At 60.3% G+C, this 12370-nt stretch carries 11 protein-coding genes; 2 read left to right on the top strand and 9 right to left on the bottom strand.

What is annotated here, in order from left to right; translation table 11 throughout:
* Nucleotides 1–33: 33 nt before the first annotated feature.
* Entirely contained in the window at nucleotides 34–657 is a 624-nt protein-coding gene (locus IE111_RS12595) for a cation efflux transmembrane domain-containing protein (protein WP_189609187.1), read from the bottom strand.
* A 74-nt stretch (nucleotides 658–731) separates the two neighbouring features.
* Between IE111_RS12595 and IE111_RS12590 the strand changes: the two genes are divergently transcribed.
* Nucleotides 732–1178, top strand: coding sequence for a MerR family transcriptional regulator (locus IE111_RS12590; RefSeq protein WP_189609185.1), 447 nt, complete (start codon nucleotides 732–734; stop codon nucleotides 1176–1178).
* Nucleotides 1179–1221: 43 nt separating this feature from the next.
* Here IE111_RS12590 and thpD read toward each other — a convergent pair whose 3' ends face one another.
* The 8 genes from thpD to IE111_RS12550 form a co-directional block, all read right to left on the bottom strand.
* The gene (thpD, locus tag IE111_RS12585; protein WP_189609182.1) at nucleotides 1222–2178 is read right to left on the bottom strand and encodes an ectoine hydroxylase; all 957 of its coding nucleotides are present in this window, start codon (nucleotides 2176–2178) and stop codon (nucleotides 1222–1224) included.
* 459 nt (nucleotides 2179–2637) lie between these two features.
* Nucleotides 2638–3264, bottom strand: coding sequence for a 3'-5' exonuclease (locus IE111_RS12580; protein WP_189609180.1), 627 nt, complete (start codon nucleotides 3262–3264; stop codon nucleotides 2638–2640).
* On the bottom strand, nucleotides 3257–5125 hold the full coding sequence (locus IE111_RS12575; RefSeq protein WP_189609178.1) for a DUF294 nucleotidyltransferase-like domain-containing protein: 1869 nt from the start codon (nucleotides 5123–5125) through the stop codon (nucleotides 3257–3259). Before IE111_RS12575 ends, IE111_RS12580 begins: the two co-directional genes overlap by 8 nt.
* Before the next feature lie 356 nt (nucleotides 5126–5481).
* On the bottom strand, nucleotides 5482–7182 hold the full coding sequence (locus tag IE111_RS12570; protein WP_189609176.1) for a sodium:solute symporter family protein: 1701 nt from the start codon (nucleotides 7180–7182) through the stop codon (nucleotides 5482–5484).
* Nucleotides 7183–7193: 11 nt separating this feature from the next.
* A complete protein-coding gene (locus IE111_RS12565) occupies nucleotides 7194–7460 on the bottom strand; it encodes a DUF4212 domain-containing protein (protein ID WP_189609174.1) in 267 nt (88 codons plus the stop codon).
* A gap of 505 nt (nucleotides 7461–7965) precedes the next feature.
* Nucleotides 7966–8655 carry a DUF6901 family protein gene (locus IE111_RS12560; protein ID WP_189609171.1) on the bottom strand — a complete coding sequence of 230 codons (690 nt, stop codon included), beginning with the start codon at nucleotides 8653–8655 and terminating at the stop codon, nucleotides 7966–7968.
* Between the two features lie 6 nt (nucleotides 8656–8661).
* Complete coding sequence (locus IE111_RS12555) at nucleotides 8662–10032, bottom strand: HD domain-containing phosphohydrolase (protein ID WP_189609170.1); 1371 nt, start codon at nucleotides 10030–10032, stop codon at nucleotides 8662–8664.
* Nucleotides 10033–10050: 18 nt separating this feature from the next.
* Nucleotides 10051–10824 (bottom strand): response regulator, encoded by a 774-nt coding sequence (locus IE111_RS12550; protein WP_189609167.1) that lies wholly within the window; start codon nucleotides 10822–10824, stop codon nucleotides 10051–10053.
* Between the two features lie 298 nt (nucleotides 10825–11122).
* On the opposite strand from IE111_RS12550, the gene IE111_RS12545 reads away from it, so the two are divergent.
* On the top strand, nucleotides 11123–12325 hold the full coding sequence (locus IE111_RS12545) for a sensor histidine kinase (RefSeq protein WP_189609164.1): 1203 nt from the start codon (nucleotides 11123–11125) through the stop codon (nucleotides 12323–12325).
* The last annotated feature ends 45 nt before the right edge of the window (nucleotides 12326–12370 follow it).

Raw genomic sequence — 12370 nt, 5'->3', positions numbered from 1 at the left:
GAAGCAGCAGGGTATCGAACCCGGCTACCGGTCTCAATGCGCAGTCAGCGCTTCCCGACGTTCCTGCCAGGCCTGACGCAGGATCAGGCTGGCGGAGCGCAGGAATAACGTGGCCATCAGCGCGGCGACGATCAGATCCGGCCAGGGCGAGGCGGTCACACCCACCATCAGGGCGGCACCGATCACGGCGACGTTGCCGATGGCGTCGTTGCGACTGCACAGCCAGACCGAGCGGACATTGGCATCGCCGTCGCGGTACCGCATCAGGATAACCACACTGGTCAGGTTGGCGGCCAGGGCCAGCGCGCCGACCGCGCCCATGATCGGAGCGCTGGGCAGGCCCAGCACCAGGCTGTGATAGACGGTCGACCCCAGTACCCAGAGCCCCATCAGGCCCAGGGTGACGCCCTTGAACAGGGCCGCATTGGCGCGGCTGATCAACGCCTTGCCGATGACAAAAAGACTGATGGAATAGGTGAAGGAGTCACCCAGAAAGTCGAGGGCATCCGCCTGTAAGGCCCGGGAACCGGACAAGGCACCGGCCGTCATTTCCACCACAAACATGACCGCGTTGATGGCGATCACTGCCCAGAGTGCGCGTCGATAGCCCTTCGAGGCCCCGTCAAAGCGGACATCGTTTCCACAGCACGAACCCATGGTTCACCTCTCGAATTGTGTGTCGATGCCCTTACTATAGAACCTACAGTGACTGTAGGTTCAAGGGGGTCGGTATGAGTTTCAGCATCGGCGAGGTGGCCAAACGCCTCGGGTGCAATGTCCAGACATTGCGCTACTACGAACAAATCGGGCTGGTCGCCCCCGCCCATCGCACCGAGGGCGGTCAGCGGCGTTACGGCCAGAAGGATCTGGAGCACCTGAAGTTTATCCGGCACTCCCGGGAATTGGGGTTCTCGCTGGATTCGATCCGCACCCTGCTGCGCCTCAGCCGTCATTCGGATGAACCCTGCCAACAGGCCGACGCCCTGGCGCGCGAACAGTTGCATCAGGTGCGGTCGCGGATCGCGCGGCTACAGGCGCTCGAGGCGGAATTGGCGGATATGGTCGAGCAATGCGAGTGCAACGTGGTGGCGAATTGCCGGGTGATCGAAGTGCTGGGGAATCATGACTTGTGTCAGCATGGGGATCATCATGTAGGAGCGCACGCCGTGCGCGATTGAGGGGGAGTCGGCGTGGATCGCGCACGGCGTGCGCTCCTACAGGTCAGGCCGTCCGACGGAAGTTGGCGGCGACGACCTTACCCTGCCGCTCATCTTCCAGACTCCGCAACGGCTCGACATCCTCGCGCGTGGCCACGAATTCCGGACGTGGCCGGTTGCCGCAGTAGGGCGCTTCCATCTGGTTTTCGATGCTGTTGTAGACGAAGAACAGGTTGCGCCGTGGCCAGGGCGAGAGGTTGTTGGCCGAGGCGTGCAGGGTGTTGCACTCGAACAGGATGACCGACCCGGCCGGCCCCTGCGGTGCGACCAATTCCCCGTTTGCGGTCATTTCCTCAAGCACTTTGGTGTCGGGCACGCCGATTTCCTGCGCCTTAAGCGATTGCTTCCAGTTCTCCTGCGGCGTCTTGCCGGCGGTCGGTACGAACCAGCGGTGCGAGCCCGGAATCAGCATCAGCGGGCCGTTGAACTGGTTGTTCTCGCTCAGCAGGATCGACAGGCTGAAACAGCGCATGCGCGGCATACCGTCCTCGGTGTGCCAGGTCTCGAAGTCGGAGTGCCAGTTGAACCCGGTGCCGGTGAAGCCCGGCTTGTCGTTGATGCGCGATTGGTGGATATAGACATCACTGCCGAGAATCTGATGCGCCATATCCAGCAAGCGCGGATCACGAGTCAGCCGGTCGAACCGTTCAGACAGTTTGTGGATGGCGAAGATGGAGCGAATTTCATCGGCGTACGGCTCGATGATCACCTGGTCCTGCTCTTTCAGCGACGGGTCCTTGTCGTACTCTTTCAGATCGTCCAGGAAGCCCTGCATCTCGCGTTCGGAGAAGAACGACTCGAAAAACAGAAAGCCCTGTTCATCGTATTGACGCAATTGGTCTTCGCTCAGGGGGCCTTCACGGCGTTCACGACCCTCGGTGTAGACCACCGGATCCAGGCGTTCGAAAGGTGACTTGTGTTGGTCCAGACGACTGGGATAGAGATCGTGTACATGACTCATACTGTTACCTCCTTCCACTTGAGTACTCGAACATTCACTGTTGTGCAGTCTGATGTACCCGGCGTGGCGGGAGGTCGGTCGACGGAAGACGGGATGGGCCGACAAGGGTCGCCCATCCGAAAGCCTTGTCCGATGCCGGCGGATGAATCGATACGGGTGCAATGTGTCCTGTCGAACGTCTTCCGCCGGGCATCCCGCCAGTCGGGCAGGGGCGAGCCGTGCGTTGCGACGCGTGCGTCTACTGAATCATGCGGTGATAGGCGTCGCTGTTGATGCCGCCTGCCGTTAGCCGGGCTTGGGACGCGGTTGCCGAATGTGCTCTGGATGCCAGAGCCTTGAATTGGCTGATTGCAGCTGGCGTGTCGCGACACCGGGCGGTGCCGGCCAGCCTGAACCGTATCGGCGAACCTCTACGTCCAGCGCCACACAGTGTGGCGGCTTCTGTTTATTTTTCAACCCTCAGCGATAGGCCTTGATCAGATCGACGTCGGTCGGGTCCGGCCCTAGTCGGCTGCGCACCTGTGCCAGGCACAGTTCGGCGGTCGCCAGGGCATCGCTGAACGCATGGTGCGCCCGGTAGGTAGGCAAGCCGTAGCGCCGCCGACAGGCGTTCAGGTTCAGGTCCCGATAGGAACCCGGAATTTCCCGGGGCAGACGTTTTTTCTCGAAGCGCAGGGTGTCGAGCACTTTCGGCTCCGGCCAGTCGATGGCGAAACGGCGGCACTGTTCCTTCAGAAAGGCGATGTCGAGCGGCGCATGGTGGCAGACCCAGAGGTCATCGGCATGTCGGGCGAGCCGCTCGGTGAGCCAGTCGCCGAGGTCGACCCCCTGCTCACGTTGCTGGTCGGTAATGTGATGCAGATGCGCACTGGCGCTGACGTCGTCACCCATCATGGCACTCTGTCGAAACAGGCAATGCCCCGCCTCGGCGAGCCGCACCTGCCCGTGCTCGATGCACACCCAGCCGGCACTGAGCACATGGCCGGTACGGGCGTCGAGACTGGACAGTTCAAGATCGAGCACCCAGAAGGTGCGTTCGGTCCAGGGCCGCGCCGGTGTCGTCGACCGGTTCCAGAATTTAACCATGCAGACCCCGGGCGAACTGCTGCAGCGCGGCCTGCTGGGCACGCTTCAAGGTGCCGAAGGCGTCCTTCAGGTGAGCCCGGGTAAGCGGGTTCAAACCGTCCGGATCCAGATAGCTGGTCGGGGTTTCACCACGACGCACGGCCAGGCTCTGTTCCTCGATGCGCAAACCGGCGATCAGGCTCCAGGCCTCCTGCAAGCTGTGGCCGAGATCGCGGTCGAGCACACCGGCCGCCATCGCGGCCTCAAGCCGTTCCTGGGTACTGACGGCGCGTGAGCCCGCGGCCAGCGCGTGAATGCGGGCCAGATCGTTGACCAGGGCAACACCCCGGTGCTTCAGATCCAGAGCGTCCTCGTGCTCGCCGCCGCTCTTGACCACGAACTGGCGAAAGAAACCCAGCGGCGGCCGGTTGCGCACCGCCGTCTGCGTCATCATGGCGAGGAAAATTTCCGCCTTTGGCGTGCGCTGTACCAGCCGGTCCTGAATTGGCGTCAGCAAGCGCTCATCACCCTCGACGACGCGCACGTCAAAAAAGATGCTGCCGTTCAACAAAGCCTCGGGGGTCGGACTGTCGATCCAATGATCGAACAACTCGATCCAGCCCGCGACCGTTCGCCGCCACCTCGGATTGCTGGCCATGATGTCGCCGGGACACAGCTTATAACCGCATCGGTCCAGCGCCCGGCAGACCCAGTCCGCCAGTCGACCGAAATACTCGGCTTCCTCGTGTGTCGGCTCACGACCCAGGATCAGCGCGTTGTCTTGATCCGATGCGAACGTCTGGTCCATGCGCGCCTGGGAACCGAACGCCAACCAGGCAAACGCAAACGGCGCTTCGCCCAACTCGTCTTGAGCCAGCCGCAGGCAGCGTTGCACAAAGGCATCGCCGATGGCCGCGAGCACCCGCCCCATTTCATAGGGATGAATGTCGGCCTGCACCCAATTATGAATCAACGCCGGTACCTTATGCCGGAGCTCGGCCAGGGCATCGAGATCGGTCTGGCGCAGAATGTCGTTGATCAGATACAAGGGCGACACCTGCTGGGCGCGGATCAGATCCGTCGCCGTGATCATGCCGACCGGACGACCGTCATCCAGCACCGGCAAGTGATGCACCTGAAACTGGCTCATCAGTTTTTGCGCATCGAACAGCAAGGCATCGGGACCGATCGCCACCGGTTCCTGGGTCGCGACGCCGATAACCGCTTGGTTGACATCCAACCCCTCGGCCACCACCCGATTGCGCAAATCCCGGTCGGTGACAATGCCGCGCAGCTCCGACCCCTCCAGCAACAACAACGACGACACGCGGTGTTCCCGCATCACCGACGCCGCCTCGCGAATGGTCGCATCGAAGGCGCAACTCACCGGCGTCTGACTGGCGAACTCCGCCACCCGCTGCATCAACTGCTGCTCCAGCCGTTGCGACCGGTCATCGCGCACGCGCAACCGGCCCAATCGGTCGCGCTGACTGCTGACCTGATGGAAAAACTGGCGCATGGGACTGTAGCGTTCGCACAGTCGCTCGAAATCCGCCTGCGGCAGCTTGAACACCAGCGCATCCTCGATTGGATACACCTTCAACCCCTGCGGGTTACCCGTCATCAGGGTATTGATCCCGAAAAGATCGTGCTCGCCCAGACGATCCACCAATTCACCATCCGCGGTTTTCAGCTCGAAGGCGCCGGTTCGGATCAGGAACAACTGCTTGCCCAGATCGAGCGCCCGGTTCTGGTGGCGGGGAATGTAATCGATGGTCAGGCACCGCGCGACGTCCAGGCGGTCGTCTTCCGACAACGCGGAAAAAGGGAGAGTGTCGGCCAGGAAAGAGACAACGTCTCGTAAATCATCGGCGGTGGTCATGTTTCAACCTCAGGTCGGTGGGGTGTAGGGCGGAAGAGCGACAGCGTTATCCGCCGAATGTGTCCGTGGCCAAGGGGGAGACCCACGCCTCCGTAATGAACGGCAGATAACGCTGTCGCTCTTCTGCCCTACACATTTCGAGCCTGTGGCACATTTGGTCAGGGGAGGAGGCCCGGTGGCTATGTGCGGGGATGTGCGAGGCAGGATGCCGAGGTCAAGCCCCCATGGATGGGTCCACGGCGACCCCGCACATAGCCACCGGGTCGCCTCCCCGGATTCAAGCTAATATGTCACTGTTGCCACAAAAAAGCCGGGGCATGCCCCGGCTTTCAATTCTACCTGACCTTGCACTCACCTCAATGCGAGGATGCGGCCCCGGAGCCTTTCGGGAAGCGGATGCTTTCGACAATGTCCTGGACATTGTCCGGTGCATCGCCGGTCAACTTGTGGACCCCGAAGGCGACCGCGAAGTTCAGGATCATGCCCAGGGTACCGATGCCTTCCGGCGAAATACCGAACAACCAATTGTCCGCCACGTTCGCACCCGGGTTGATGAACTTGAAGTAGATGATGTAGGCGGCGGTGAAGGTGATGCCCACCACCATACCGGACAAGGCGCCTTCCTTATTCATCTTCTTATGGAAGATACCCAGGATAATGGCCGGGAAGAAACTCGACGCCGCCAGACCGAAGGCGAAGGCCACCACCTGGGCTACGAAGCCGGGCGGGTTAATGCCGAGATAACCGGCCACGACCACCGCAACGGCGGCCGCCATTCGGGCGAAAAGCAGCTCCTGTTTGTCCGTGATGTTCGGCATCAGGTTTCGTTTCAACAGGTCGTGCGAGATCGAAGTCGAGATCACCAACAACAGACCGGCCGCGGTCGACAACGCCGCCGCCATGCCACCGGCCGCCACCAGCGCCACCACCCAGTTCGGCAATTGCGCGATTTCCGGGTTCGCCAGCACCATGATGTCGCGGTCGATGGTCATCTCGTTGCGCTCGTCGGCAGCGTAGAACATGCGACCGTCGCCGTTCTTGTCCTGCCAACCGATCAGGCCTGTGGTCTCCCAGTTCTTGATCCAGCTCGGCGCGTCTTCATAGAGTGTGCCCTGCATGTTCTCGCCATTGATTGTGTTGATCATGTTCACCCGGGCAAAGGCCGCCACGGCCGGTGCGGTGGTGTACAGGATGGCGATGAACACCAGAGCCCAGCCGGCACTGCGACGGGCATCACGCACGTTCGGCACGGTGAAGAAACGGACAATCACGTGCGGCAGACCGGCGGTACCGACCATCAGGGCGGCGGTGATGAAGAAGACGTCGATCATCGGTTTCGACCCTTCGGTGTACTGCGCGAAGCCCAACTCGGTCGACAAACCGTCGAGTTTTTGCAGCAAGGGCGTCCCGTCACCGACCGACCCGCCGAAGCCCAACTGCGGGAAGACGTTGCCGGTCATCAGCAGGGAAATGAAGATCGCCGGTACGATGTAGGCGAAAATCATCACGCAGTACTGGGCGACCTGGGTATAGGTGATGCCCTTCATGCCGCCGAGCACGGCGTAGAAGAAGACGATGACCATACCGATAACGACCCCGGTGCTGACACCCACTTCCAGAAAACGGGAGAACACCACGCCGACACCGCGCATCTGCCCGGCGACATAGGTGAAGGAGACGAAGATGGCGCAGATCACCGCGATCACGCGGGCCGCCTGACTGTAGTAACGGTCGCCGATGAAGTCCGGTACCGTGAACTTGCCGAATTTGCGCAAGTAGGGCGCCAGACACAGGGCCAGCAAGACGTAGCCACCGGTCCAGCCCATCAGGTAGACGGAACCGTCGTACCCCAGGAAGGAAATGATCCCCGCCATGGAAATAAACGACGCCGCCGACATCCAGTCCGCCGCTGTCGCCATGCCGTTGGCCACGGCCGGAACGCCGCCGCCGGCGACGTAGAATTCATTGGTGGAACCGGCCCGCGACCAGACCGCGATGCCGATGTAGAGTGCGAACGTTACCCCGACGAAGAGGTAACTCAGTAATTGTATATCCATCCCCGAGCCCCTCAGTCTTCGTGTACGTTGTATTTCTTATCGAGCGCATTCATCTTTTTCACATAAACAAAGATGAGCACGATAAAGGTGTAGATGGCACCTTGCTGCGCAAACCAGAAGCCGAGTTTGAACCCGAAGAATTTGATTTCGTTCAGCACATCCACCAGCAGAATGCCGGCACCGTAGGATACGGCAAACCAGATCGCCAGCAGAGTGAGCATCAGGCGAACATTTTCACGCCAGTATTTCGCGGCGTGTTCTTTGCTCTCGAAGCTCATCGCGTTTCCTCCAAGATTGTTGTTGTTGTGCACTGCTGCGACACCGGCCGGGCCACCCCGGTTGGGGTCCCCCACCGGACACTGAGCCGGGTGGCAGTGACGAGCAATAACAAGCTATCACCGCGAGGAAATCGGAACGCTTAGACTTTGGTATGGATTACGACTAATGGATAAATGGGTCTGTGGCGGGAATCCATGCTGGCTACCGGGTTAGCCCTTACAGGGTCGCCGTGAATACCCCGAAGCGTCGGACCGCCCTGTAGGCTTGGCCGCAGCATCCATGCTGCGGACATCCCTGTAAGGGCTAACCCGGCATCCAGCACTCGGTTTATCGGCTAGGCCAAATATTAATTCCTTTTGGGGGAGCGGTTATGGGTGGTTTTCGTAGGGCAGAAGAGCGACAGCGTTATCTGCCGTCGGTAGGCTGGGATGGCGCTGGTTGGACCATCGGTGCTTTATGCTACCAATGGCGGATAACGCCCTTCGGGCTCTTCCGCCCTACGTATTATGTATACCAGGGTCGCAACGCCTCAATGTACTCCTCGGGATCATCACCAATCAATCGCGCCAACATATCGAGGACGATAACGGCGTTGATGCCCGAGTCGGTGGTCGCACAGCGGCGCAGGCGTTGCGCCATGCCGAGGTTGACGACGCCCAGGGCTTCGTACTGTTTCTTCAGATGCTCGTTGGCTTGATCCAGACTGGTCTCTTCGTCGCGCATCGCGAGACTCAGCAGGGCATTGCCGATCACCCGGAAAAAGGTTTCTTCATCGTTCGAAAAGGGCAGGTGCATCGCGGCCATGGGTCGGAAGAACGCGAAATGCGGGCAGGCGCTGCCGCCCATCAGCAAGCCGAGCAATGAGCCGAGACCGCGTTGCAGGTTGGTGTCCGCGCGCACTTCCCGGTCGCGACTGGTGGCGATGACGCGGACGGCTTCGGTGGAGTCGTGCTGTTCGAATCGATGGGTCACCGGGATGATGGTGGCCGCCAGAGGACACAGCGGCGAACGCGAGGGGACCAGCGGGCAGTGGGAACACTGGTCGTTTTCCAGCCAGACCGATTGTTTCAGGTCGTCCGGCAGCGAGTCGGGACCTGGCGTCGCCTGAATCACCCCGTCGTCTTCCGACCAACGGGCCTCGATGTCGATTGTGTCGCCGGTGTGGAATTCGAACCGGTAAAGCCAGTCGTTCATCGCTTGTCAGCTCTGAATGTAGATGCTCAGATCGCGTCCATACTCGGTTTCCATCGCGAGCAATTTTTCGATGTGACGGGCCGTGAGTTTCTGCCCTTTGGTCAGCATCAGCAGGTCCTTATCGGTGTAGACGTCCTGCGCCAGCACCATGCCGGGTTCGATCGACTGGGCCGACACCAGGTGTCCGCGGGGCGCGTCCGAACCGCCTTCCTCTTCGACTTCGCGCACGGCCAGGGTGTCTTTCAGCACGTCGACCAGGGCGCCGTCGTAGCGCACGTCGCGCCATTGCTCGATCTCTTCGAACGCCAGCAATTGAATGTTCATGTCACCGGCGCGTTTGCCGATGGCTTCTTTCTTGTTCTTGTATTTGTTGAGCGCCTGAACGTAGTCGCGACACATCAATACGACCCGGCTGCCCAGCGGAATTTCCTCGCCTTCGAGATTGCGCGGGAAACCGGTGCCGTCCCAGTGCTCCCGGTGATTGGCGATCAACTGACTCACACTTGAAAGGTATTCGACACTGGTCAGCGCCAGCGACCCCTGTTCCGGATACTGACTGTAGGTCTTCCATTCGGAAGACGACAGCAGGGCTTCGCGCGAGGTGGCGATGTCCTGCGGCAGGGCCAACTTGCCCAGTTCATGCAATTGACAGGCGTAGCGGATGGCACTGACGTCCGCCGGTTTCAGTTCCATCGACAGGGCCAGTGTGACGCCGAGTTCGGACATGTCCTGGGCCAGATCGCTGTCGATGGCGGGGTTCATGCTCGCCAGCTCCAACACCAGGCGCACGGTGGATTTGTACGACTGCAGCAGCGACTTGTTCGATTTCTTCAGGGTATCGGCCGACGCTTTCAACTGGGCCGTGCGGGCCTGTACACGCTCCTCCAACAGCTTGTTCATTTCCCGCAGCTGGGCATTCTGCTTCTGGTTGAGCTTCAGCAGTTGCGCGTTCTTGCGTTGCAGCTGAGAGCGTTCGAGTTGCTCGGCCACAACCCGGAGCAGATGGTTGTCCTCCCAGGGCTTGGTCAGGATTTGTCCACTGCAGCCTTCGTTGATGGCCCGCATGGTTTGTTCTAGGTCGGCATGTCCGGTCAACAGAATCCGGGGGATACTGGGGTAGTGGTCGGCCGCGTGAATCAACAGGGCGATGCCGTCCTCGCCGGGCATTTTCAGGTCGGTGATGATCAGGTCGACGTCGCCGGCATTCGCCAGTACGCCCTTGGCGCGGGCGACGGATTCGGCTTGCACGACCTCGTAGCCACGACGGCGCAGCAACCGTTCGAGCGATTTGCGGATGTTGGATTCGTCGTCCACCACCAGAACGCGGGAGGCGGGGACCTTGTCGGTTGCGGTGGTATCACCTTGTGTCTGGGTCACTATCGTTTCCTAATCGAGTCATCTCTTCGGCGTCACGACATAGACATGGTGGACCGCCGGGCCGTGATGCAGCAGGCAGGCGGCGACCGAACAGTTCATATTTTCCAGAGTAACCGGGACGGCATCATCCGGGTCGGAGTCGACCAGCCTGTCCCTCAGGCTCCGGGGCAGCCATGGGTCCACCGTTCGGCCGATCAGGGAATGGCGAACATCGACCAGAGCACCAAAAGCGGCATTGTAGTCCAGGATCTCACCCTCCGGATCGGTCATGACCAGAGCGACCGGCACTTCATTGAACAGATGTTCGTAACGATTGTAGAACGTCTCGCGAGGACGATCGTCGGCGTTCAGGCGTTGCTCCAGCGCTTCCTTTTCCGCTTTCAGGCGACGCTGCGCACGCAACCCCTCTTCACCCAGTTCGATCTGGGTAAAGAGGTCGTTGATGCTCTGGCGCAGCTCGGCGTTATCCCAGGGTTTGAGCACGAATTTGTAGATCTGGCCGTCGTTGACGGCATCGGTCAGACTGTCGAAATCGGCGTAACCGCTCATCAGAATGCCGACCACATCCGGGTATCGTTGCGCCACTTCCGCCAACAGCGCGGTGCCGGATTTTCCCGGCATACGCTGGTCGGTTACCAAAACCGAGGGCGGTTCGCGCTCCATCGACGCCAGTGCTTCTTCCGCACTGCCGGCCGTCCTCAGGGTATAGCGGTCGCTGTGCAACACCCGGCCCAACGCTTTCAGAATATGGGGTTCATCATCCACGATCAGCAATGAATGGTGGCTGGTCATCGGTCTTCCTCATTCGCCCGACGGCTGAAAATTATTCCCGGAAAAATTTACCCGGTCTGGCCGGTGATCATTCACATAAAACCGGTTGTGCGTACCTGAAATGAAGCTTAGTTCAATTTCAGGGCTTGCACAGTCGGTGCCAACAAATGACCGCCGGTTTCGTGTAAAAAGTGTCGAGTGTGTCCGCTTTGGCGTGAATTCGAGCCAACGAGTTGCGGGGACTGACGGGCTTTGCTATACCCGAATTAACCTTGTACCCAAACTCACCGGACCGTCCGGCCGGGAAGGAAGTCTGCAGATGCTGGAAACCTGGCGCTATTCCGATTCCCTGCCGTTGCTGATTGTCGATGCCGATCGGACCGTCAGCTACGTCAGCCCGGCGCTGGAACACCATTTTCCGGGTCCCTGGAACGAACGGCTCGGCTTGCCGCTCAGCGAGCTGCCCATTCCCGGTTCGGCCCGCGCCAGTGAAACCCTGGATTCACTCTGGCAACAGAACGAGGTTGAAGCCAGCCTGGTGTCGCTCGACTCGGCGGATCACAGCCTGGTGGTTTTTCCGATCACAACCCTGTCCGGGGATCGCTATTCCGTCGTTTTATTGCTCAATGCCAGTGCGAACGAGAACACCACGGTGCCCATCCAATCCCTGATCGGGCTGCTCAACCAGAGGCGTGATCGCAGCGCGGTGAACAGCCGCCCGCTGACCGAACAGGACCGCAACCTGATCCAATCCGACAAGATGGCCGCGGTCGGTCAACTGGCGGCCGGGGTGGCGCACGAGATCAACAACCCGATCGGTTACATCTGCTCGAACCTGAATTCCCTGTCGGATTACACCTCGGATTTGATCGAACTGGCGAACAAGATCGATCAGGTCGAGTCACTCGATGAATTGCGCCGGATGCGCGACAAGCTGGATTACGACTACATCAAGACCGATATCGAGGACTGCATCGTCGAGTCCATCGAGGGCGCCAACCGCGTGCGCGACATCATTGCGGCGCTGAAGGACTTCTCCCATTCGGACGATGGACGCTTCACCCCCACCCGGCTCGAACAGGCCATTACCTCGACGCTGCGCCTGGTCACCAACGAACTGAAATACAAATGCACGCTGCATCAGGACTTCGCCGAGGTCCCGCCGGTGGAGTGCAACCCGGGCCAGATCAAACAGGTGATCATGAACCTCCTGGTCAACGCCGCCCATGCGATCGAGGAGCAGGGCACCATCTGGCTTCGCCTGGGTCAGACCAACGGCTGGGTGTGGCTGGAGGTCGAGGACGACGGCCGGGGCATCGACGAATCCCATCGTCAACGCATCTTCGAGCCTTTCTTCACCACCAAACACGTCGGTAAAGGTACGGGGCTCGGCTTGTCCCTGAGCTATACTATCGTCCAGCGTCATCACGGGCGCATCGAAGTGGACAGCGAAATCGGCCACGGCAGTTGCTTTCGTGTCTGGCTGCCGATTACACAACCGAACCGTTCGCCTGCGAATTGACGGTTTTGAACGTTATCGCTCGTTCAGGATTCACCGACAACAACG

The sequence above is a fragment of the Saccharospirillum salsuginis genome (assembly GCF_014651855.1).
Classification (GTDB): Bacteria; Pseudomonadota; Gammaproteobacteria; order Pseudomonadales; family Natronospirillaceae; genus Saccharospirillum; species Saccharospirillum salsuginis.
Note: the sequence above shows the minus strand (reverse complement) of the source record. Positions and strands in the feature narration are given on the sequence as shown.

What these genes read in the sequence shown, in the direction of transcription:
- thpD (WP_189609182.1), bottom strand. Translation starts at nt 2,178, where the DNA reads ATGAGTCATGTACACGATCTCTATCCCAGTCGTCTGGACCAACACAAG.
- IE111_RS12560 (WP_189609171.1), bottom strand. Translation starts at nt 8,655, where the DNA reads ATGAACGACTGGCTTTACCGGTTCGAATTCCACACCGGCGACACAATC.
- IE111_RS12545 (WP_189609164.1), top strand. Translation starts at nt 11,123, where the DNA reads ATGCTGGAAACCTGGCGCTATTCCGATTCCCTGCCGTTGCTGATTGTC.
- IE111_RS12570 (WP_189609176.1), bottom strand. Translation starts at nt 7,182, where the DNA reads ATGGATATACAATTACTGAGTTACCTCTTCGTCGGGGTAACGTTCGCA.
- IE111_RS12565 (WP_189609174.1), bottom strand. Translation starts at nt 7,460, where the DNA reads ATGAGCTTCGAGAGCAAAGAACACGCCGCGAAATACTGGCGTGAAAAT.
- IE111_RS12550 (WP_189609167.1), bottom strand. Translation starts at nt 10,824, where the DNA reads ATGACCAGCCACCATTCATTGCTGATCGTGGATGATGAACCCCATATT.
- IE111_RS12580 (WP_189609180.1), bottom strand. Translation starts at nt 3,264, where the DNA reads ATGGTTAAATTCTGGAACCGGTCGACGACACCGGCGCGGCCCTGGACC.
- IE111_RS12575 (WP_189609178.1), bottom strand. Translation starts at nt 5,125, where the DNA reads ATGACCACCGCCGATGATTTACGAGACGTTGTCTCTTTCCTGGCCGAC.
- IE111_RS12590 (WP_189609185.1), top strand. Translation starts at nt 732, where the DNA reads ATGAGTTTCAGCATCGGCGAGGTGGCCAAACGCCTCGGGTGCAATGTC.
- IE111_RS12595 (WP_189609187.1), bottom strand. Translation starts at nt 657, where the DNA reads ATGGGTTCGTGCTGTGGAAACGATGTCCGCTTTGACGGGGCCTCGAAG.